Below are 21,895 nucleotides of genomic sequence, written 5' to 3' on the forward strand. Positions count from 1 at the left end.
AATGATAAAGTATTTAAAAATAACAGTTGTCCTGATAACAGCTGTATCTTCAGCCCAGGTCCAAGCTCAGGAAACTCCCGGTTCATGGCGATGGGAAGATGTACCTGAGGAAAAGATGGTGTTGTTTATTGGAAATGATACCATCTCAAATAACGCCGAAGCCATAACAACTAATAAGAACCAATGGTGGAAAGCTTTTGGATATAAAACCCTGGACAGTCTTATTGAAAGGGCCTTTGTCAACAATATAGATATCAAAATAGCGCAGGCTAAAGTGGTACAGGCAAGAGCCAGTAAGAATATTGCCCTGTCTTCAATGTTTCCGACCATACGTTTTGAACCCTCATTTTCACGGCAGGAGTTTTCTGCGAATCGGCCTAACCCCTTTGGCGGACAATTGACACGGGCTACCCTAAGCACGGTTGAAGCACCTGTTACGTTATCCTATGAGTTGGATGTATTCGGGAAGAATATAAACAATGTTCAGGCACAATCACTGCTGTCCAAGGCAAGGGAGGAGAACAAAAAAGAGATCTTACTCGAAATCACTGCGGAGATTGCCATAAATTATTTCCTGTTGCTGCAGCTGGATGCCGAGATTGATTTGTTAAAACATACGGAGCAAACACGTTTGGATAATCTGAATATAGCTTCCACCAGATATAATGCAGGCCTGGTAAGTCAAATCGACGAACTCAGGGCAAAAACCGAATTGGCCTCTGTACAGGTACAGTTGAAGAACACTAAAAAACTCAGGTCGGAAATAGAACTGATCCTGGCTATCCTCGTTGGTGAAGATGCCAGTACCTTTAAGATTCCCCATAGTAACATCAAATACCTGCCACCGGCTGTTGCCTTTTTGGAAAAGGATTCTCTTTTAAATTCGAGACCCGATCTCAGGGCTTCTAAATTATTAATAGAATCCTCAGGGAAACTTGTAAATAACCAGAAAAAACAGCTGCTACCATCTTTTCATGTAAGCGGGGCCTACGGTTATTTATCCGGAGATACCGATAACCTTATTGAGAGCGACAGCAGAACCTGGTTTGCTGGTGTTACGGCTTCCTTACCTCTTTTTGAAGGGGGTAAAAAAAGTTCCGAGATCAAGTTAAGAAAAAGCGAACTGGAGGAAAGTCGGCAAAACTATAATCGTTTGAAGTTACAGTCCTATAGGGAAGTAGAAAATTCATTTGCCCGTTTACAATGGGTACATGAACAACTTATATCGCAGCAAGAGTTTGTAGTGGCAGCCAGGGATGCATCTAACCTTACCAATGAACGCTATAGAAAAGGATTGGTAAATTATATAGATGTTGTGGATGCAGAGCGACAGGTTTTGGAAGCCGAACGTCTGAGTGTTCAGCTTTTCGGACAAGAACTCACCGAAAGAATAGCGCTTATCAAAGCCTTGGGGCTTTATCCGGAACACGTTTTGGAGGATTAATTTGTCAGTCTCAGCCTGTCGAAGTATAATTTATGAACACTTCAAAATGTCTTCGACAGGTTCGGACTGATATTATAGTTATATTTCCTTTTAAACAACCTCTGATTTGTATCCAAGTCAATAGTGATTTATTGTTTTCTTCTAAGGGATTGGGGATTTGTTGTGTATTTTACTGATTTTCAGCTTATCATAATATTGAATTCCTGTCCATAAAAGAAGTACCATCCGTTCGAATGGCACATTTGTTTTATGGTGCTTCCATATTTTCGCTATACATGTTAATAACGATTTCTTTGTAGCAGATCTGCCACAAATAACCTAAAGAAAAAAACAGATGGAAATTTTTCAAAAAATAGTGGATATGGGCGTCAATAAAACATATTACGCATTTGATGAAAGTGGAAAATTGATTTATCAAAAACTGACTTTTCAAAACAACAAGAACGAGAACCGTGAAATATTTTATAAATACAATGCTGAAGGAAAATTGATACATTCAAAAGATACTAATGGATATGAAGTTTGGTGGGAATATGATGAGCACGGACATGAAAAGGTGTATAAAAATTCAAGTAGAAGGAATAGATATTCTAAATATAATCCTGAAGGGAAACTATTGTGGAGGTCGACAAGAAAGGATGGGGAAAATGCCGATATATATCGTTATGACGAAAAAGGAAATTTGATCTATAGCAAGACCTTTTATGGGGAAGAATGGCGGGAATACAATGAAGACGGAAAAGAAATATATCGTAAGGGGAGTAGTGGAACCGAAATGTGGTTCGAATATAATGCGAAAGGAAAGTTGATGATCATAACGACAAACTACGAAAAGGTAGGGGAGTCGATTAATTGGGAGAAGGGAATAAGTTCAGATATAAGATTTGTAGAAAGAATATTTCGTGATGAAGCTAGAAAAATATTGCGATCGATAGATGATATGGGCTATGAAAAGATTCATAAATATGACGACAGGAATAACCTTATTTATCGGAAAAAGGGATTTATAAAAACACCAAAATCAGAGCCATGGATGCTCGAAGATGAAGGGAGTGAGGAATGGTGGGAATATAATGACCAAAACGAGGAAACCTATCATAAGGATAAATTTGGGAAAGAAAGGCGGAAGACGTATGATGCTTATGGGAATGAAATTAGCTGTAAGCATACTTATGAAGGTGAACAATACAGTGTTGTAAAGGCACAATACCTTTATTATGAACAACTCACCGATGATACTGAATGGCTGTTCCCTTTTGAACCATTGAAACACCCACGGTAAAGGTTTTTTTTAACACAATCAAGCATGAATATTGGGTGTTCCACCTGCCTGCCGGCAGGCAGGTGTGACCTTTAAAAAACAAATAAAAAATACACACATGAAATAAAATATAAAAAACATTGAAAACATACGATTTTAATAATATTATACACCACCAATGTATGTTGCCCCTGTCCACATCGGTTCAAAAACTTCATAAATAGTTTTTGGTTTAATGATTGGTTTCCGGTTCCAATACTAAATCCCTGATGACGTCCAATAATTCCATCTCGTCATGAGGGATTATATCTATGATATACCCTAAAACTTCCCTGATGTTGTGTTCCGGTTCCGGGATTAAACGGGTTGAATAGCAACTGGAATCCATTGCCAGGATACATACCTTTATTAAATTGGAGATCATAAAAGAGGTACCTAGATAGCCTTTTGTTACAATTCCGGTAGTATAGAGGCCTTCTTTAAAACGATATGGTGTTAAAGCGGAAAAGTCTTTTCCCGATAAAGATTTAAATAAGTTTAATATCTTTTTTTCATTTGTTGCAAAAGGTTGTTTTTCAGGAGCATTGGTTGCTATTGGACTATGTGATTGATTTGACTCCTGATTTGTACAAGCACTAAGTCTGTCTTTAAACAATGCCGTTACTATAGCCTCAACCTTATTGGCTTTCTCTAATATGATATTGATTTGCTCCTTATTGATGTGATAATTATTATGGTAGCGTGTAGTTATATAAGCTTCATCCAACAATTTTAAAAGATTTTGTTCCTCCTCGAGTTCAGTATTGAAGAGCGTTCCGAGTCCCGGAGCAAAAACTTTTATATAGGTTTTCAATTCTTTGATGCTATGGCTTTTGCGTTCTTTTCCCATGATAAGAAGTCCGGCATAGCGAAACCACAGTTCTATATATTGGTGAAGCATAAAAGCAGCCTGGGAAAGATTCTCTCTTTCAAGAAAGAAGTTTGCCCCATCCATAAAAGCACTTATTTTATGCACCTCTTTTTTGAAAACGCCCGCTATATTATTTAATGCATTAGCATCTATGGTCTGATCGATAAGTTGGCTTTCGGCACCGGAACTTTTATAGATCAGTTTAGCCGGGCTACATCCGTGAATAAAAAACAAGTTGTTTTCTTTTAACTGTTGCCGGGCATATTCAAAAGAAAATATCCGGTAGAGAAAGTCAGTTTCCTCCTGAAATATTTTGGCAACCATAGAGGATAACTCTTGCGTTAATGAAGAACAATTTCCCTCTAATATGACAATGATCAGGGATGTATCACAGTCTTTAAACGCAATATCCGATTTGTAAATATACCTTACGTCGAGAAGGGTGGTGAGCTTACTAACGGTTTCTTGTGTGAGTGTTTGCATGTTATTTGGTTTTTAAATTGCTATACCATTGTTGGTAGCGGTTATTTTTCCGAACAAATCACCACGGTTTTCTATTAAAAGCCTTATGATGACCATATCAAATGTTACTGTAAGAACTAACCCAAGCCGTTAGGGAATCACCACAGATTGGTGAAAATACCCAAGCGTCAATTCGAGTTAAGCCTTGATACTTAAAACAGAACATAGGTAACAATTAAAAGACTGGATTATCGTCACATGGCCGGATGCCATAAAAAAATGTAGTACGTCAGTTATGGGACAATTACCAAATAAAATTGGTGTAAGGATTTCGTGAACCGGAAAAATTAAAGCTAAACGTCAACCCCATAACAAATATCTTTATTTGTCTATTCCATAATGTTTATTAACAACATCTATTTTCTCCTCTTCAGATGCATTTAGGGCAATTCATACAAAGATCGATTATTGCTTACCGCATCGTTTTCCTCTTTTTTTATGTAGATTTGTTAATATCAAAATGTTTGAACACTGAACAAATATAAGTGATAATTTTCAATAAAAACAAATATACAGAGATAAATATCTTCTAATGAGTGAAATTTTAACAGTATTTAGCGCCATAGCCGAAAATGAAGGTATTACAATATCAGCCCTTGAAAAACAAATAGGAGCCAGTAAAGGAGTTTTGTCCAGGGCCTTAAAGAATGGTACGGACATTCAGGCTAAATGGCTGTTGAGGCTTGTTGAAAATTATCCCGAATATAACCCGGTCTGGATTCTCACCAGTACAGGTCCCATGATTAAAGCAAAAAAAGGCAAGCAGGACACTATACAAGAAGAAGCCTCCATATACCAATTGCCCGAAAAAATAAAGACCCTGGAACAACAACTGGAAAGCTTAAAAGAAGCCAATGTAGCATTAAAAGAAAGCAATACCTCCTTAAAAGAAATTAAAGTATTACTAGAACAACGGATTACAGAACTGGAGAATAAATAGATCACCTATACACCACCAATAGTATGTTGCCCCTGTCACCCGTCCGAAAAAACTTTTGACTTTTATATATCTAACCCCTAACTTCAAAAACTGTACTTCCCTTCCTTCATCACAACATTTCCATATTTCACAACAATAATTCTCCTTTCAAGCGAAAAAAATATACTTTAGAAGGAAATAGAGAAAGTTTAAATGAGTTCATTACTAAAACAGGTATTCAAAAAATAAAAATACCTAAATTGTGGTGGGATAAGCAGAATAAAAGGAGGTATAAAATATATAAAACCTATGCATAGCCAACCAAATATTCGGGATAAGCAGGGGAATGTTGGGGATATAAACAAGTTGGCGTGCATTAAACAAAATATAGATAGATAAACAATTAAAAAAAATATTATGCAAATACAGTTCAATACTGATAAAAACATTGAGGGCACAGAAATGCTAGAAACATTTGTATCTGAAAAAGTTAGACATGCCTTAAAACACTATGTTAACAAAATCACTCGCATTGAAGTACATCTTTCAGACCAAAATGCTGATAAAGGAGGTATAGATGATATACAGTGTAAGATAGAAGCAAGGGTAGAAGGAATGCAGCCCGTGATGGTAGTAAGTAAAAGTAGTTCAAAAGAAATAGCCCTTGATGATGCTGTTGACAAAATGAAGGCGACGTTGGGCACTATAATAGGGAAAATGAGAAATAAATAACGGCACGCCAACAATGGGTATAAAACATAGGGCGGACATGGGTTGCCGCAATTTTCGGGTTCTTAACAAACTCAGTCTCGGTGGACAAGTACGCAGCTCCGAAATGCCCTACGTTTCATACCCGAGAACGTTGTGGTGCATTAAAACAGACAGATGGAACACGAAAAATACTTTCAATATTTCGATAGAGCAGTGCTAAACTTTTATAGGGTAAACTCTCATGCATATAATTTGAAAGAGGATGATATGGGTGGTGAAATTAGCATTTCAGATAATTGGGATGAAAGTATGAGGAATGAATATCCATATATTAAATTAAAGTTTGCTTTTAGGAAACTCGAAAATGAATTTATCTGTATTGCTGTATTTATGCCTTCTTTTAAGGACAAAGTTTCGGAAAAAGACCATAGAAAATGGATAGCATTTCATATTGAAAATCCATCTTTTCACTGGAGTAATAATGGTTTTGATAGGTGGGTAAATAGATACATCAATGGTTCTTGGGAAGTTAACGATGGCCCCAAAATTAAAATTGAAAGAGAACTTAAACTTATAAACTCGTTAACTAAAATAAAATTTGAGAAGAGTCTTTTTAAACATGACGAATATAGATTAGTCAATTATCCAGTTGCAGAAAATAGCGAAGAGTATACAAAATCAATATTAGAACTTTATCGCCTTGTTATTGATGGTATGGAAAAAGAATGTATTGCACATATTTCAACCCACTTAAAAATCGACTTAACAGACGAAAAGAAAAGATTGAATAGTTTAAAAGAGATACTTCCTCAAGAATTAGAAATAAAAATTCATAAGCCATTGAATTCTGTAAATAGTAAACGAATGCCAATTCATGGTATCCCATCTAAAGGAATTGTTCCTTATCCTGCGTTTGAAACATTTAATACTGATTTAAAAAATATATACGATGCATTGTGTGAGTTAAGACTTTGGCTTGAAAATGTTCTTAATTTAGATTCCGAATCTTGTTTGAAAAGACTAGAATCTTTGTCATTATTCCCGAAACTAGATAATCCACCCCGACCAGAATCTAAATTAGGAGAAGCTCAACGAATGGTTGGGAAAATTATTGAAAAGGTTGAATTTGGAGAAACTAGTTTTCATGAAGACGTTCACCAAGGCGAAGCATTGAATATATATTTTACAGATGGAACTGCTGTGACCTTTCGAATTGGGTCGAATGCTTACAATATTGCCTCGGATTATGAAGATATCAAACCATCGGATATTCATACAGATATTATGCTGTTTTGGGCTGAGAAATTAATGAATAAGAAAGAATAAAATAACGACACGCCAATCGAGTAGGCGGCTCCGCCAATAAATAGCGGAGTGCACCTCTCACACCACCGTACCCTTCGACTAGCGCTCAGGATAAACCAAGCGGGTCGCGTATACGGCGGTTTACAATCCATCTTTTCAACCGCTCTTTACACCAATTGAAACTATTCCGTACTTTAGGAATAGGCTACAAAATGGGTAAGGCTATACATGCTGGGCACACACCATATACTACACGTTATGTGCAATTCGAAATAAAATAGACAGACCTGTCTGTTTTAAGAATATTGCTTTATATTTGTCCTGTGAAACATTCTGAAGTAAAAAATAAAATCATTGAAACTGCTTCTTTCTTATTTTATAAGAACGGATATAATTCGACAGGAATAAACGAAATCATTTCGAAATCAGGTATAGCCAAGGCTACGCTCTATAATCATTTTAAATCAAAAGAAGACATATGTCTTGCCTATCTTAAATTTAAAAACACAACTTTTTTAAAAGATATAGAAGCATTTTGTAATTCGAAAGAAAAAGAAGAACCTCAAATACTTGCCATTTTCGATTTTCTTCAACTTTTTTTTAAGGATAAGGATTTTAACGGCTGTTGGTGCATCAAAACTGTTTCAGAAATCCCAAGTGATAATGAAATAATCAGAAATGAAATACAAGCCCAGAAAAACAGTTTTATTCTGCTTATATCAAAACTCGTTACAAATAATCTGAAAAAAAATAAAATAGAAGAGATCAATTCTATTTCTCGACAAATTTACCTGCTCTACGAAAGTGCAGTTGGCGAAAGTCATTTGCATCAAGCAGATTGGCCAATAAAGGAAGCAAAAAAAATGTGTGCGAAAATAATAAGATAAAAAAATTTACGCAATCAAAGACAGACTTGTCTGTTCATTTATAAATTAAACAAATAAAAACAAAATGAAAGAATTTGAAAAAAAAGTGGCCTTGGTAATTGGAGGTACGAGTGGTATCGGAAATGCAACAGCAAATGCTTTATTAGAAAGTGGAGCAACAGTGCATATTGTTGGTAGAAATGTTGACAAAGTAGCTGACACTCCTAATCTAATTAAACACACAATAGATATTTCTAATACAGATGAAGTGGAATCATTGATTTCAAAAATTGAATCATTATCTAACTTAGATTATTTAGTAAATGCATCAGGAATTTTTGGACCAAAACCATTTCTTGATCACACGGTAGAAGACTATAATTCGTACTTAGATCTAAACAGGGGTTTCTTTTTTATTACGCAGAGCGCAGCTAAAAAAATGAAATCCACAAATGGAGGATCTATTGTTAATGTAGGCTCAATGTGGGCAAAACAAGCGGTAAAAACTACTCCATCTTCTGCATATTCTATGCAAAAAGCAGGTTTACATTCTTTGACTCAACATTTAGCTATGGAATTAGCAGATGATAATATCCGAGTTAATGCCGTATCTCCAGCAGTAGTAAATACACCAGTTTATCACGGAGTATTTGGAGGAAAAGAAGAGGCCGAAAAAGCACTAGAAGGTTTTAATGGATTTCATCCAATTGGAAGAAATGGAGCGCCTACTGATATAGCGAATAGCATTCTATTCCTACTTTCAGAAAAAGCATCTTGGGTTACTGGTGCGATTTGGGATACTGATGGTGGTGTAATGGCTGGAAGAAACTAAAAAAGCACATAACAAGGCATAAAAGCAATAGCGGTTTGCGTGTACGCTCAAACCGTTTTTGTATTTAATTAAGTATATTGCTATCCTAAGAGTTGGTGCTTCTAATCCGCTACTGCTCTTATACTAATCGTTACCTGCAAGTAAAACGAAAATAAATACCAATAATAAATTTTGTAATACTATGAAGAGAATTTTAATCTATACTGTTCTTTTAATTATTTACACTTCATGTGATAATATTAAGAAATCAGATCTGTCAGGTGTTAGTAAAATAGAATTTGAGAACCTTCTTCAAAAAGTTGCAGTTGGATGGAATAATGGAGACGCTAAATCAGCTGCAGATTGCTTTACTGAAAATGCAGTTTATATTGAACCACCAAATGAACAATTTTATATTGGAAGAGAGGAACTTTTTGAGTTTTTTGGAGGAAAAGAGGGCAGAGCAGAACCAATGAATATGACTTGGCATCATCTGATTTTTGATGAATTAAAACAAATGGGAGTAGGTGAATACACTTTTAAATATAAGGGCAGAATTACCCATGGATTGGTCATTATACAAATCCATAAAGGAAAAATAGCACGATGGAGAGAGTATCAATACCGAACAAAGATGGAATGGGAAGAATTTAAAGGTGAAAGTTCATTTATTGAGATAGAATAATAAATCAGATAAAATTTCAACGAAATACAGAAAACACTTATTCTTGCCTAATAACAAAATAGGTCAAATGCGGAACAAAAAAGGAAAATTAGCAGCTAACAACATCTAAGAAACCATTGGGTGGACAGTGGTTTCCGAAGGGTTCGTTCTTCGTGGCTATCTTTGTCACGGGCGGACACAGGAAAGTGCTCCAAAAAGCCCCACGTTTCTTAGCTGCGATACGTTACCAGCAATTTAAAAAATGAAAAATATATTAATTATCATAGCTTATTTTGTGTTTCAACTCGGCTTAACCGCACAAAATATTCACAGGACTGCCTGCAATGGTAATTTAGTGAGGTTGGATAGTATGCTTACAAATAACGTAATTGATGTAAAAGACAATCGGGGTAGGTCATTATTACATTGGGCAGTAGCATGTAAGAAGAAGGATATATTTGATTTCCTAATCAAAAAGGGAATTAATATTAATGGAATTGATAATCAAGGAAAGACACCGATGCATGTTGCAGTTCAATTCGACAACAAAGAATATTTAGACTATTTAATTAAAGTTCAGCCCAATACTGATTGGCAGTCTAGATTTGGTGCATCGCTTCTTGAAGTCGCAGTTCTAAATAAAAACAAGTCTCTAATTGAAAAATTAATCACGAATGGAATAGATATTAATATAACTAACAAAAGAGGAAGTACTGCTTTGGAAATTTCACAGAGAATAGGTGCCCTTGATGTTTCTGAACATATAATTTCTTTGGGAGCTGATAAAAATCTTGTACGTGTTTTTAAAATGGAAGGAAAGTATATGGGTCAGGAAGAACCAGGGATAAACCCTAAAATGTTCGCACCTAACTTCATTTCAACTGAGGAGCAAGAATTTGGTTCAGTATTTAACAAAGAGAGAACAGAATTTTATTTTGGCGTTGATGTAGGTGGAAGAAATGAAATTCGATTTTCGAAGATGGAAGAAAATCAATGGACTAAACCAGTAACTATACTTTCAGATAAACGATATAATTATAACGATCCATTTCTCTCAAATAAAGAAAATAGATTGTATTTCATATCCAAAAGAGCATTAGACGGAAAGGGAGAAATCAAAGATGTTGATATATGGTATGTTGAGAGAATTGATAACGGATGGTCAGAACCAATAAATGCAGGTTCAAATATTAATACAAGTGGGGATGAATACTATATTTCGTTTACCAATGATGGCACTATGTATTTTGCATCTGATGGTCATACTCGAAAAGATACCACCAGAACAGACCATGATATATATTACGCCAAGATGATTGATAATGAATTTCAAGAACCAGTACTACTTGATTCAGCAGTAAATACAACAGATTATGAGGCGGATGTTTTTGTCTCACCAGATGAATCCTATATTATATTCTGTTCCACTCGTGAAGGCGGTTTTGGAAGAGGAGATTTATATATCAGTTTCAAAAACGATGATGGAAATTGGACAAAAGCTGTTAATATGGGTAAAGAAATCAATACCAAACATTATGAATACTGTCCTTTTGTAACTAAAGATGGCAAATACCTACTCTATACAAGCAACCAAGATATTTATTGGGTAAGCACAGAAGTAATATTGAAAATAAAAAATAAAGATAACTAAGGCGTTTAAAGCACAAAATTAAAGAATGGAACAAGACAAAAACGAACAAAAACCAAACGGACAAAGTGCGACACCTTTTGCAAAGACTTATTTTCACGGGACAAAAGCTGACTTAAAAGTTGGCGACTTAATTGAAGTTGGCTTCAATTCGAACTTCGGACAAAAGAAAAATGCAAAATATATCTTTTTAACAGCAACATTAGACGCTGCAATTTGGGGGGCAGAGCTTGCCTTTGGAGAAGGACGAGAAAGAATTTATTTAGTAGAACCAACAGGAGACATTGAAGACGATCCTGACTTGACGGACAAAAAATTTCCCGGTAATCCAACTAAATCTTATTGTTCAACAGAACCATTTAGAGTTGTCGGAGAAGTAACGGTTTGGAAAGAACACCCAGTCCAACAAGTTAAGATAATGAAGGAACACCTTGAAGAACTTAAAGAACAAGGCATTAATTCGTTAAATGATTGAACAAAATGCAGACATACAGTAAAAAAGAATTAGAAGAAGCCAAGTTTGCGATTAATTCAACAATCGGCAAATGTGAAAAGTCATTACAAAAGATAATGGATAAATCACCACAAAAAACCCTGCTTACGAGACGAATTAAAGCACTTAAAATATCATTAGAATTGATAGACAATGCACTTCTAAATTTAATGAGTGATGAAAAATAAGAAACAACGACCCGCTAACAGCACCTAAGAAAACATGGGGTGGACAGTGGATTCCGAAGGGTTCGTTCTTCGTGGCTATCTTTGTCACGGGCGGACAGGAAAGCGCTCCAAAAAGCCCCACGTTTCATAGCTGCCAAACGTTATATTAAATGCAAAAATACCTTGTAACCAAGTTCAAAGTCAATCGTCTTACTAGCAACAAACAATTTGAATCATTAAAACACATCCATGAAGACAAAAGACATTTTATCAAAACCAATAGTATTATTAGCCATATTAATACTAACAACCGCAACAGCCACTTTACCCATAATTGATTACAGGTCAAACGGAATTATACGCCACGATACAGACATAGCAAAGTATGAAGAATTAGGAAATCGACCAGAATTTAATTGTGTTGGTCGTTACTCTGAATCCGAAGAAAGTCAGGATTATGCGGTTGGTGTTTTGATATCATCTAAATGGGTATTGACAGCACAACATTTTCTACAAGATTCGTCTGTTTGGAAGTTTGGGGACAAATTTTATAGAACCAAGAAAATAATTAGACATCCTGAACTGAAACCTGGCGCTGAAGAAACTCAATGGAATGGATGGGATATGGCATTGGTAGAACTTGATAAACCAGTTTTGGACATAGAACCAGCTAAACGCTATTATGGAAATAAAGAGATGGGACAGATTATTACGAAAATTGGATATGGGTATATTGGAAACGGAAAAACAGGAATGGACACTCCAAGGAAACAAGAAAAACTCGGTGGACAAAATGTTGTAGATGCAATAGGCGGAACATTTGAAAACAGAGAGTTTAGTACCAATGTTATGATTTGTGATTTCGACAGCCCTGAAACTTCCGACTTCAACCATTTTGGTTCTCCAATACCTCTTGAACTGGAAATCGGAGGCTCGAAAGGAGATAGTGGTGGCGGAATATTCATGGACTACAATGGGCAAATGGTATTTGTGGGAATAGTTTCCGGTGCACTCAACCGAGAAATAAAATATGGAGCAGTCATGGCTTTAGCAAGAGTATCTACTGCAAACCAATGGATTGATTCTATTATTTCTGAATAGTGTTATAAGGTTGCGTTGCGGAAAAGCACTGAATATAACAAATGGTTATAATAAATTAAAAACAAAATACAACGATTTGGCTCAGTGCAAAACTGAAAGTTCATCGCTTTCAACTGCCCTACTTGCCATATACTAAACGTTGTGCATCATTGTCCGAATAAAAAAAAATCTAATGAAAGCGATTATATTAAAGGAATACGGATTGCCGAATGTTCTTGAGATTGGGGAAGTTGTAAAACCGATTCCGAATGACAAGGAAGTACTGGTGAGAATTCACTCAGCATCCATCAATGATTGGGATTGGGGGTTGGTCAGGGGCAAACCATTTATGATTCGTTTGATGTACGGTCTAAAAAAGCCAAAAATAAATATTCCTGGGGTAGACGTTTCCGGAAAAATCGAAGCGGTGGGCGGTAAAGTGAGTTCCTTTAAAATCGGTGATGAGATATACTGCGATCTGTCAGAATGCGGATTTGCCGGATTTGCCGAATACGTTTGTGTACCAGAAAAAAAATTGTCCAAAAAACCTTCCAATATCAGTTATAATGACGCCTCTGCTCTGCCACATGCCGGATTACTCGCTTTTCAGGGACTTGTGGAGAAGGGAAAGGTGAAATCTGGACAGCGTATCCTAATCAATGGTGCCGGAGGCGGTGTCGGAACCTTGGGAATTCAAATCTTGAAATCATATGGGCTAAAGGTAACTGGCGTTGACAGTGACGAAAAATTTGATTTGATGAAATCGCTAGGATTTGACAGCGTGATGGATTATAAAAAAGTGGACTTTACCGAAAATGGAGAAAAATATGACCTTATCCTTGATACAAAATCAAACAGATCCGTATTTAAATATGCACGATCCCTCAAAAAAAATGGCACTTATATCACAGTTGGAGGATCGATGTACAGATTGTTCGAAATATTATTGTTAGGTTCGCTAATATCACTTTTTACCAGTAAAAAGCTGAGCGTACTCAATCTTAAGCCAAATAAAGGTTTAGACCAGATTTCTAAACTTGTGGAAAAGGGACAAATAAGACCTGTTGTTGATGGCCCCTACGGATTTGATAAAATCCCTAAGTTGATTCAATATTTCGGTGAGGGCAAGCATTTGGGAAAGATTATAGTTGAAATTGAAAAATAACGACGCACAACACCAATAACCGGTTGCACAACCCACTAATTTTATAAATACTACCATCCACAGCCATCGTCTAAAACCGTTTTGTTTTTGTGAGAAACTGTAATGAGGTTGTTTAAGGTTGGGGGAGTGAAAAAGGGTAATAAAACGGAAAAGTGTTGTTATCCCGGAATTTTAAAGGATAAATTGTTAATTTGCTAGTGATATAACGGGTTGGCAGTAATTATGGAAATGAACTAAAATGAATAAAACATATAGAAAAGGAGCTATTGGAGCTTTAACTGACGAATATGAAAAAGCTCTTGAGGAATTAAAAACACTTCTCATCAAGATTCCTGATGCTGAATTTATAAAAGTATATAACAAAGAAGTTGATACGGACTTTCAATCAGTAAGAAATATAGTTTTACATATCATTCGCTCTGGATATGTTTATGCAAACCATATTAGAAAAAGATTTGGAAACAATTATGTAGTTCCTGAAATAGAAACTACAAAAACAGAGCAAGGAATATTTGAACTTGATAAAATGTTTGAATATACTGTTGAAACTTTTGAAGATAAATGGCTTCTGACTGATGACGAATTAATGAATACAATAATCAAAACTTCTTGGACAACTTATGATTTAGAAGCTATAATTGAACATTCAATAGTTCATATTTTAAGGCATAGACTTCAGATTGAAAAAATGATTCTCAAATACGAAATTTTATAAAAATAATTACTCAATTTTAAACTGTAGCCATATTTCAGGAGAATATACATATAATTTATATAGTCAACTATATAGTCAACTATTTTTTTATTATATTTGCATTCTAATAACTAAAATATGAGAGAAGATTTTATAAAAGAACTTGGCTACAAAGCCTTGGATAGTCGATTAAAAAGAATAAGTGATAGAATGTCTCACGATATACGAAAACTATATAAAGAATTAGATGTGGATGTTGAACCAAATTGGTATCTCGTATTTATGCTTTTACAAAAAACGGATAAGGTTTCAATATCCTATATAGCAGAACATTTAGGTTACGCACATCCATCGATTGTAGTTATCGTGAAAAAAATGACTGAAAAAGGCTATTTGGAAACCCTTCAAGACAACAAAGACAAAAGGAAACAAATTATTTCATTATCTGAAAAAGCAAAAACACTAATTCCTAAACTTGAGATACTTTGGGATAGTTGCGAAAAGGCAATCTTTAATATCATAGGTAAAGATTTAAGTGTTCTCAAATACCTAGATAATATAGATTTTGAGCTTCAAAAAACTTCATTTCACAATAGATTCAAACAAGAGTATTTAAACTCAATTAAACAATGATTATGAAAAAATCAATTTTTATTATAGTACTTCTATTTTCTAGTATAGTTTCATTTGCTACACAAACTAAAATCATAGTAAGGGCAAAAGCCAAGGATGCTAAATTTATAGGTAGTTCACTTGGTGGTGCTTATGTTATAATAAGAAACACGGCCAATAACAAAATTTTAGCAGAGGGTAAAACGAGTGGTAGCACTGGAAACACAAATTTGATAATGAAGACACCAAGAGAAAGAGGAAATTTGATTACAAATGACCAAACTGCCAAATTCTTGGCAACTATTGATATTGACGAACCAACATTCATCAGCATTCAGGTAGTTTCACCATTTAACAACAGGCAAGCACAAGTAAAAGCCAGCACAGAATTATGGCTAATTCCTGGTAAGGACATTTTGGGAGATGGAATTATTCTAGAAATTCCAGGATTTATTATAGACACATTAAAACCTAGAACACATCAATTTATTTCCTTAAACTCTATTAAAAATAAACCTTTTAAAATAAAAACAAACATAGTAATGATGTGTGGTTGTGTCATAGATAAAGGAGGAATATGGAACTCTGACGAAATAGAAGTAAAAGGGATTCTTAAAAAAAACGGAGTATATTTTAAGGATATAGATATGTTGCTTACCGAAACAAATCTGTTTGAAGGGAACACAACTCTGCATTCAGCAGGAAATTATGAACTCACAGTCTATGCATACAACCCAAAAAACGGAAATACAGGTGTAGATAAAATTAATTATGTGATTTATGAATAAATTATCCATATTAATAATAACATTAGCTATTAGCTCTTGTAGTTTTTACAATTCAAGTACAGATAAAAAGAAACAATTAAACAATGAACAAAATCGCATTCAACAGATTGTAAATAAAGAAGTTTCCGAGTTTATCAAACAACCCGAGTTTTCAGCTCTATCGGGTGCTTTGTATGTTAATGGTAAAACCTACCAGTTTCACTTTGGAAGGCTAATTAACGGAATAAAGCCTAATAATAAAACACTTTATGAAATTGGCTCTATTACAAAAACCTACGTAGGTTTATTGCTCTCACAAGCGATATATGACCATAAACTCAATCTTGATGACAATATTGAGATTTATTTAAATGGTAAATACCCAAATCTCAAGTTGGACAACAATCGCCCAATTACGTTGAGAAATTTGATAACACATACAGCAGGACTGCCAATGATTATTAATTGTAATAAAAAAGGACAAACCATAGAAGAGCAGCTATCGTGCTTTAAAACCTTCACTAAAGAAGATTTTTTCGAACAATTAAAAAAGGTAAAACTTGTAGATAAATCTGGAAAGAATTATCATTATTCAAATGCAGGAATTCAGTTAGTTGGTTCCATTTTGGAAAACATCTACCAATCACCTTTTAAATCACTTTTAAAGAAGTTTGTGTTCTCACGCTCCAAAGAGCAAAACACTTACATAAAAACAAATGATAGTCTTAATAACAGAATCGTCATTGGGAAAAACAACAAAGGAGAGAAAATGCCATTAGAAAACGGTGGTTATGAATTTGCAGGTGGTTTGAAATCTTCTACCGAATCGATGTTAAAATACATCAAAATGTATTTAGAAAGCAACGACCCAGTTGTCAAACAATCAATGAACTTACTGGCTGGAAACGAAAAATATGGCAGAGCTTACGCTTGGAACACTTTCGAATTTGACCAACCCAATAAAATGCTCTATCATAATGGAGGTACTTTTGGTGAATCCTCTTGGATAGCTCTTTATCCAGATAAAAAAATAGGGGTATTTTTAGTTACCAATGTTATGACGGAAGATTCACAAGGTAAATTGAATGAGTTATCAAATAAAATAATTGAAAGAATATTTGAAGGAAACGATGATTGAGATTAAAAAAGCGAAAAATAAGGCTGAATATAAAATTATAAAAACTGTCACGGAAAAACATTGATTGAACGAATTGACAATGATTATAAAGAGATAATTGGAAAGAAATAACATTACACAAGCCTATAATTAATAAAATATTGCCGTCCATAGCCACCGCTAAGAGGGTTTTGTTTTTATGAGAAACTGTAAGGGGGGTGTTTAAGGTTGGGGGGTAAAAGGGTAATAAAACGGAAAAGTGTTGTTATCCCGGAATTTTAAAGGATAAATTGGTAATTTGGTAGTGATATAACGAGTTGGCGGTAATTAAAAATGACAAGACTCTACTACATAACAATTTCACTGATTTTATTAATGTTCGGTTGCAAAGAGACAAACAAGCAAGACAAGAGTAAAATTCAGTTGAAGTATGAAATCATTCCTGAAGACTACGACAGGAACTTGTATTACGTTAATTGGACTGACACTTTAGGATTAAGTGAAGGCTATTTGCCCAACAAGATTTTAAAGAGACCTAAAGAAATTTGGTGTTTCGTTACAAATCAGGAAAATGACACTTTAGGCTATTACAAAGGACTTAGTATGGCTCAAACGTTTTGCTATTTTCAGACGACAGACTCAATCGTGACTTTGAATTTTATGATTGGTCTCAACATGTTTCCTGACAAATTTGAAAATGACTCTACAGGTGCAAAAGCATATTGGGAAGTAAACAAAACGCCAATTGAATTCGAACCAATTAAGATTAATATCAAGAATGGCTTAAGAAAAGAATTTGAAGTCGAATTGAATGAAAAATAACTACCGCCAACAAAACCTAAGAAAACATGCGGGTTGACAAGGTAAAATGAAAATTCGTACATTTAATAAAACTTGGTTCTCGGTTGACAAAGACGTGTTCCAAAACCCACACGTTTCTTAGCCAGGGCCGTTGGCAGTCATGCAATGTAAACTCAATTTCCAGAGGACAATCGCTAAATTGTATCAGGCTTCCCAACATCTGTATAAGATTCCGGCGATGCCTTTACACTAATTTTGTGTCAAATTTAATTTAAATAGTAAAGAAATTATGACACAGACAATTTTAATTACAGGAGCCTCTTCAGGCTTTGGCAGGGAAACTGCCAAACTCTTTCAACAAAAAGGATGGAACGTTATTGCAACCATGCGTTCACCTGAAAAAGAAACCGAACTTAACCGGTTGAACAATGTTTTGGTAACCCGGTTAGATGTTATGGACAAGCAAAGTATGGAAGACGCGGTTAAGCAAGGCACAGAAAAATTTGGCAACATTGATGTATTATTGAATAATGCCGGCTTTGCTGTAATGGGTGCCATGGAAACAACAACGGAGGAAAGTATCCGAAGGGAATTTGATGTAAATGTATTAGGCCTTATCAATGTTACAAAGGCTGTTTTACCTGGCATGCGTGCTAACAAGGCAGGAATTATCATTAATGTATCATCAGCATTTGGAGTCGCAGCTTTTCCATTTTTCCCTATCTACAATGCCTCTAAATTTGCTGTGGAGGGACTTACGGAGAGTTTACAGTTTGAACTCCGTCCATTAGGTATCAACCTGAAGATTGTTGAACCCGGAGGTTATAACACCAATTTCTCAACCACTTCAATAGATGTAGCAGATTCAGGAAACATTCAGGAGTATTCAGAAAGATTCACGAAATTTACAAAAGGTATAAACAGTTTTCCATTTAGCGACAATATATCAGAGGTGGCTGAAAAAATTTATGAAGCAGCAACGGACAATTCGGACCGGTTACGGTATCCTGTCGGGGCTGATTTAATTGATACAAGAAAAAATATGGATGATGAGGCCTATTATCAAATGATTGCAAATCAGTTTGGATTATGAAGCATTTTAAATCACTGACGGAGTTAAGTAAAGCATTGGGTTCCCCTCCTCCGGAGAACCCAATGCTTGATATTCTGTCTTTTGACGAACCGACACGAACAGTCCCCAATATTCAGGAATTTACAACTGACTTTTTCTACATATCCCTTAAGAATATCAAGTCGGGCCATCTTTTATACGGGCGAACTCCTTATGACCATGACAATGGCTCTATGTATTTTCTGAGACCAGGGCAGGTTATTGAATTTAAAAATATCGAACTCAGAAAAGGAGGTTTTTTAATTTGTTTCCATGGAGATTACATTAAAGGTCATCCGCTTTATTCGGAAATCAAAAAGTATGGTTTTTTTGCTTATGAAGTCAATGAAGCCCTCCACCTTTCGCCCACCGAAGAAAAATTGATGAGAAGCTTATACAAAAAAATTGAACAGGAGTATAACAATAATCCGGATGAATTTAGCAAAGAAATCATATTGAGTCATATTGAATCCATACTGAAATATGCGCAACGATATTATAAAAGGCAGTTTGTCGATCGAAGAATTCTCTCGGGAAAAACCATTTCTCAATTTAACGATATTCTCGCCAGGCAATTTTCTAAAGAATTAATCAAGGAAAGAGGATTGCCCACAGTAGAGTATCTTGCCGATCAACTCCATCTTTCACCACGATACCTAAGCGATTTATTAAAGCAGGAAACCGGAAAAACTGCATTGGAACATATTCATTTCTTTCTCATTGACGAAGCAAAAAATTTATTAAGGAGCACAAACACCACGATAGCAGAAACGGCATATAGCTTAGGTTTTGAAAACCCACCGTACTTTTCACGGCTTTTCAAGAAAGAAGTGGGCATCACCCCTAAAGAATTTAAAAACCAATTGATGAATTAATTGAGATAAAAAGAAGCACAAACTGCCATCGGCTAGAGAAAATGCGGGTTGATTGTTTAAAAAGAAGATATTGCAACTAATAAAACTTACGGCAGGCGGCCCCACACTTGTCATAGTTAGGGCTGTTACCCACAAGCGAACAAGACCGGTCAGGATAGACCTTCTTCCGATTCGAAATCAGCGCTATTGGATTTTCAAACCCAGCCCTCCCCGAAAAAAATTAGAAAAAAGATGCCCTTGAATCCCTGATGCGATTCAAGCTCAATAAAGCGATTAAGCTTTGTCAGGAGAATCTCGGCCTGATTCGAAAATATGAAGCCGAGGAAAATTCGACCGAATTGATCAAACACCTGCAAATGCACCAAAAACTAACGGAGATGAGAAATATATTTGCCCTGGAATTTAAGACCATAGTCCTGAAATAGAGGTGAATAAAAAAAAATCTTTATATTTAGGCATTTAGCAAGTCCATACATAACCACTACATTATGCCTGAACATCGTACAACCCGGGAAAAGCAGCAAGTCCGTATCAGGGCTATTGCACATCGGGGCCAGGAGGTTTGGTTGGTCACATTTCTATACAGTACAGTACTGTACAACCGATGCAAGAAGATGGGTGGTCGATATACCCGCACACACAAGGTATGGTGGTGGCCGGCAGGTCAAGTGAGTGAAGGATGGTTAAATACGGTTCTGTCCGACAAAAGGCATAAAATATCAAATCAGCAGAGAACAAAAAGGACAGCCCGTGCTAATCGAAACGAGCTCCCGAAATTATCTTTAGAAAAAGAAGAAAAGTTGGAAGTCTTTATCAGGTGGATGCTATCGAAGCGGTATAGCAAGCATTCAATAAGGACATACAGAGCTGCCCTTGTTGTCTTTTTAAGATTCAATATGGGGAAAGCATTAGATGAGATCTGTCATGAGGATTTTGTTCATTTCAACAATGATTATATCCTGAAAAATAAGCTCTCAGCTTCTTATCAAAATCAGATCGTCAATGCCATTAAGTTATTTTTTCATAAGATGGAAAATACGAAGATGAATATAGAATTGATCCATCGACCAAGGCGATCGAGACCTTTACCCAGTGTATTGAGTAAAGAAGAGGTGAAAAAGATACTGGAGGCGCACGGCAACCTAAAACACAGGACAATGTTGAGCCTGATCTATGCCTGTGGACTTCGGAGAGGAGAACTTTTAAACCTGAGACCCAGTGATGTTGAATCCCAACGTCATTTACTTATCATCCGACAGGGTAAAGGAGGTAAAGATCGGGTAGTACCGATATCTGACCGGATCATCAAAATGCTCCGGGAATATTACAAGGCATATCAACCGGAAAAGTGGTTGTTTGAGGGACAGAAGCCAGGCGCTCAATACTCACCGAAGAGTTTGGGAAGTGTATTGAAGCAGGCGTTGGATAAGACCGGGATCAAGAAAAATGTTACTTTGCATTGGTTGAGACATAGTTATGCGACACATTTATTGGAAAGCGGTACCGACTTGAGGTATATACAGAAGCTACTGGGACATAAAAGTAGTAGAACAACAGAAGTATACACTCATGTAAGCACAAAGAGCCTTCAAAACATAAAGAGTCCGTTTGATGAGTTGTAGTTTGGGAATAAAAGATACTAAATATAGACATATTCATCATATTGTGTTGGCTATGTCTGATAAAATGAGATATATAAGTAAGTTGGCAACAAGCTAAAAAAAAGGTCGTAATTGACCAAAGAATAATTAATGAAAATTGATACCTACATAAAACAGGCATACCCATTTTATTATGGACACTATCCCAAAAAGTGTGTAAGTAAAAATATCGAGGGTTGGATTCTTAATTAGATTCTGACCCTTTTTTCATAGATCGTCAGGAACTGATTTAAAATAATGCCCCAGTTCCTAACTGGCATGGACCATTTTTTGGTTGCCTCTCTCATGGCC

Annotated in this window: 22 protein-coding genes; 21 read left to right on the plus strand and 1 reads right to left on the minus strand. The window is 35.6% G+C overall.

Annotated elements, in window-relative coordinates; translation table 11 throughout:
* The first annotated feature begins 1 nt into the window (after window position 1).
* Window positions 2-1,444, plus strand: a complete 1,443-nt coding sequence (locus OOZ15_RS15710; RefSeq protein ID WP_265957387.1) for a TolC family protein — start codon at window positions 2-4, stop codon at window positions 1,442-1,444.
* A gap of 334 nt (window positions 1,445-1,778) precedes the next feature.
* A complete protein-coding gene (locus tag OOZ15_RS15715; protein WP_265957388.1) occupies window positions 1,779-2,726 on the plus strand; it encodes a hypothetical protein in 948 nt (315 codons plus the stop codon).
* Between the two features lie 211 nt (window positions 2,727-2,937).
* On the opposite strand, the gene OOZ15_RS15720 is transcribed toward OOZ15_RS15715, so the two are convergent.
* Window positions 2,938-4,098, minus strand: a complete 1,161-nt coding sequence (locus OOZ15_RS15720) for a HEPN domain-containing protein (RefSeq protein ID WP_265957389.1) — start codon at window positions 4,096-4,098, stop codon at window positions 2,938-2,940.
* 571 nt (window positions 4,099-4,669) lie between these two features.
* Between OOZ15_RS15720 and OOZ15_RS15725 the strand changes: the two genes are divergently transcribed.
* From OOZ15_RS15725 to xerA, 19 genes are all read left to right on the plus strand, one after another.
* Window positions 4,670-5,077: a hypothetical protein gene (locus OOZ15_RS15725; RefSeq protein ID WP_265957390.1), complete on the plus strand. Its 408-nt coding sequence runs from the start codon at window positions 4,670-4,672 to the stop codon at window positions 5,075-5,077.
* Window positions 5,078-5,473: 396 nt separating this feature from the next.
* Window positions 5,474-5,788 (plus strand): HPF/RaiA family ribosome-associated protein, encoded by a 315-nt coding sequence (locus OOZ15_RS15730; protein WP_265957391.1) that lies wholly within the window; start codon window positions 5,474-5,476, stop codon window positions 5,786-5,788.
* Window positions 5,789-5,941: 153 nt separating this feature from the next.
* Window positions 5,942-7,093: a hypothetical protein gene (locus OOZ15_RS15735; protein ID WP_265957392.1), complete on the plus strand. Its 1,152-nt coding sequence runs from the start codon at window positions 5,942-5,944 to the stop codon at window positions 7,091-7,093.
* Between the two features lie 302 nt (window positions 7,094-7,395).
* Complete coding sequence (locus OOZ15_RS15740; RefSeq protein WP_265957393.1) at window positions 7,396-7,959, plus strand: TetR/AcrR family transcriptional regulator; 564 nt, start codon at window positions 7,396-7,398, stop codon at window positions 7,957-7,959.
* Window positions 7,960-8,023: 64 nt separating this feature from the next.
* Window positions 8,024-8,770 (plus strand): SDR family NAD(P)-dependent oxidoreductase, encoded by a 747-nt coding sequence (locus OOZ15_RS15745; RefSeq protein WP_265957394.1) that lies wholly within the window; start codon window positions 8,024-8,026, stop codon window positions 8,768-8,770.
* A gap of 181 nt (window positions 8,771-8,951) precedes the next feature.
* Window positions 8,952-9,434, plus strand: coding sequence for a nuclear transport factor 2 family protein (locus OOZ15_RS15750; protein WP_265957395.1), 483 nt, complete (start codon window positions 8,952-8,954; stop codon window positions 9,432-9,434).
* Between the two features lie 241 nt (window positions 9,435-9,675).
* Window positions 9,676-11,064, plus strand: a complete 1,389-nt coding sequence (locus tag OOZ15_RS15755) for an ankyrin repeat domain-containing protein (protein ID WP_265957396.1) — start codon at window positions 9,676-9,678, stop codon at window positions 11,062-11,064.
* 25 nt (window positions 11,065-11,089) lie between these two features.
* Window positions 11,090-11,536, plus strand: a complete 447-nt coding sequence (gene arr / locus OOZ15_RS15760) for an NAD(+)--rifampin ADP-ribosyltransferase (RefSeq protein ID WP_265957397.1) — start codon at window positions 11,090-11,092, stop codon at window positions 11,534-11,536.
* A gap of 5 nt (window positions 11,537-11,541) precedes the next feature.
* A complete protein-coding gene (locus OOZ15_RS15765) occupies window positions 11,542-11,742 on the plus strand; it encodes a hypothetical protein (protein WP_265957398.1) in 201 nt (66 codons plus the stop codon).
* A 228-nt stretch (window positions 11,743-11,970) separates the two neighbouring features.
* Window positions 11,971-12,822 carry a trypsin-like serine protease gene (locus tag OOZ15_RS15770; RefSeq protein WP_265957399.1) on the plus strand — a complete coding sequence of 284 codons (852 nt, stop codon included), beginning with the start codon at window positions 11,971-11,973 and terminating at the stop codon, window positions 12,820-12,822.
* A gap of 172 nt (window positions 12,823-12,994) precedes the next feature.
* Window positions 12,995-13,966 carry an NAD(P)-dependent alcohol dehydrogenase gene (locus OOZ15_RS15775; RefSeq protein ID WP_265957400.1) on the plus strand — a complete coding sequence of 324 codons (972 nt, stop codon included), beginning with the start codon at window positions 12,995-12,997 and terminating at the stop codon, window positions 13,964-13,966.
* Between the two features lie 238 nt (window positions 13,967-14,204).
* On the plus strand, window positions 14,205-14,681 hold the full coding sequence (locus OOZ15_RS15780) for a DinB family protein (protein WP_265957401.1): 477 nt from the start codon (window positions 14,205-14,207) through the stop codon (window positions 14,679-14,681).
* 117 nt (window positions 14,682-14,798) lie between these two features.
* Window positions 14,799-15,293: a MarR family winged helix-turn-helix transcriptional regulator gene (locus OOZ15_RS15785; RefSeq protein WP_265957402.1), complete on the plus strand. Its 495-nt coding sequence runs from the start codon at window positions 14,799-14,801 to the stop codon at window positions 15,291-15,293.
* Window positions 15,294-15,295: 2 nt separating this feature from the next.
* Window positions 15,296-16,060, plus strand: coding sequence for a hypothetical protein (locus tag OOZ15_RS15790; RefSeq protein ID WP_265957403.1), 765 nt, complete (start codon window positions 15,296-15,298; stop codon window positions 16,058-16,060).
* Complete coding sequence (locus OOZ15_RS15795) at window positions 16,053-17,177, plus strand: serine hydrolase domain-containing protein (RefSeq protein ID WP_265957404.1); 1,125 nt, start codon at window positions 16,053-16,055, stop codon at window positions 17,175-17,177. Before OOZ15_RS15790 ends, OOZ15_RS15795 begins: the two co-directional genes overlap by 8 nt.
* A gap of 312 nt (window positions 17,178-17,489) precedes the next feature.
* On the plus strand, window positions 17,490-17,978 hold the full coding sequence (locus OOZ15_RS15800) for a hypothetical protein (RefSeq protein ID WP_265957405.1): 489 nt from the start codon (window positions 17,490-17,492) through the stop codon (window positions 17,976-17,978).
* Window positions 17,979-18,246: 268 nt separating this feature from the next.
* Window positions 18,247-19,050 carry an SDR family oxidoreductase gene (locus OOZ15_RS15805; RefSeq protein ID WP_265957406.1) on the plus strand — a complete coding sequence of 268 codons (804 nt, stop codon included), beginning with the start codon at window positions 18,247-18,249 and terminating at the stop codon, window positions 19,048-19,050.
* Entirely contained in the window at window positions 19,047-19,943 is an 897-nt protein-coding gene (locus OOZ15_RS15810; protein WP_265957407.1) for a helix-turn-helix domain-containing protein, read from the plus strand. Before OOZ15_RS15805 ends, OOZ15_RS15810 begins: the two co-directional genes overlap by 4 nt.
* A gap of 488 nt (window positions 19,944-20,431) precedes the next feature.
* Window positions 20,432-21,565, plus strand: coding sequence for a site-specific tyrosine recombinase/integron integrase (xerA, locus tag OOZ15_RS15815; RefSeq protein WP_265957408.1), 1,134 nt, complete (start codon window positions 20,432-20,434; stop codon window positions 21,563-21,565).
* Window positions 21,566-21,895 lie beyond the last annotated feature (330 nt).

The organism is Galbibacter kalidii (assembly GCF_026241135.1).
In the GTDB taxonomy this organism is placed as follows: domain Bacteria; phylum Bacteroidota; class Bacteroidia; order Flavobacteriales; family Flavobacteriaceae; genus Galbibacter.

Bases quoted from the DNA above. Each gene is read 5' to 3' on its own strand.
- OOZ15_RS15710 (WP_265957387.1), top strand. From the start codon at position 2: ATGATAAAGTATTTAAAAATAACAGTTGTCCTGATAACAGCTGTATCT.
- OOZ15_RS15715 (WP_265957388.1), top strand. From the start codon at position 1,779: ATGGAAATTTTTCAAAAAATAGTGGATATGGGCGTCAATAAAACATAT.
- OOZ15_RS15720 (WP_265957389.1), bottom strand. From the start codon at position 4,098: ATGCAAACACTCACACAAGAAACCGTTAGTAAGCTCACCACCCTTCTC.
- OOZ15_RS15725 (WP_265957390.1), top strand. From the start codon at position 4,670: ATGAGTGAAATTTTAACAGTATTTAGCGCCATAGCCGAAAATGAAGGT.
- OOZ15_RS15730 (WP_265957391.1), top strand. From the start codon at position 5,474: ATGCAAATACAGTTCAATACTGATAAAAACATTGAGGGCACAGAAATG.
- OOZ15_RS15735 (WP_265957392.1), top strand. From the start codon at position 5,942: ATGGAACACGAAAAATACTTTCAATATTTCGATAGAGCAGTGCTAAAC.
- OOZ15_RS15745 (WP_265957394.1), top strand. From the start codon at position 8,024: ATGAAAGAATTTGAAAAAAAAGTGGCCTTGGTAATTGGAGGTACGAGT.
- OOZ15_RS15750 (WP_265957395.1), top strand. From the start codon at position 8,952: ATGAAGAGAATTTTAATCTATACTGTTCTTTTAATTATTTACACTTCA.
- OOZ15_RS15755 (WP_265957396.1), top strand. From the start codon at position 9,676: ATGAAAAATATATTAATTATCATAGCTTATTTTGTGTTTCAACTCGGC.
- arr (WP_265957397.1), top strand. From the start codon at position 11,090: ATGGAACAAGACAAAAACGAACAAAAACCAAACGGACAAAGTGCGACA.
- OOZ15_RS15765 (WP_265957398.1), top strand. From the start codon at position 11,542: ATGCAGACATACAGTAAAAAAGAATTAGAAGAAGCCAAGTTTGCGATT.
- OOZ15_RS15770 (WP_265957399.1), top strand. From the start codon at position 11,971: ATGAAGACAAAAGACATTTTATCAAAACCAATAGTATTATTAGCCATA.
- OOZ15_RS15775 (WP_265957400.1), top strand. From the start codon at position 12,995: ATGAAAGCGATTATATTAAAGGAATACGGATTGCCGAATGTTCTTGAG.
- OOZ15_RS15780 (WP_265957401.1), top strand. From the start codon at position 14,205: ATGAATAAAACATATAGAAAAGGAGCTATTGGAGCTTTAACTGACGAA.
- OOZ15_RS15785 (WP_265957402.1), top strand. From the start codon at position 14,799: ATGAGAGAAGATTTTATAAAAGAACTTGGCTACAAAGCCTTGGATAGT.
- OOZ15_RS15790 (WP_265957403.1), top strand. From the start codon at position 15,296: ATGAAAAAATCAATTTTTATTATAGTACTTCTATTTTCTAGTATAGTT.
- OOZ15_RS15795 (WP_265957404.1), top strand. From the start codon at position 16,053: ATGAATAAATTATCCATATTAATAATAACATTAGCTATTAGCTCTTGT.
- OOZ15_RS15800 (WP_265957405.1), top strand. From the start codon at position 17,490: ATGACAAGACTCTACTACATAACAATTTCACTGATTTTATTAATGTTC.
- OOZ15_RS15805 (WP_265957406.1), top strand. From the start codon at position 18,247: ATGACACAGACAATTTTAATTACAGGAGCCTCTTCAGGCTTTGGCAGG.
- OOZ15_RS15810 (WP_265957407.1), top strand. From the start codon at position 19,047: ATGAAGCATTTTAAATCACTGACGGAGTTAAGTAAAGCATTGGGTTCC.
- xerA (WP_265957408.1), top strand. From the start codon at position 20,432: ATGCCTGAACATCGTACAACCCGGGAAAAGCAGCAAGTCCGTATCAGG.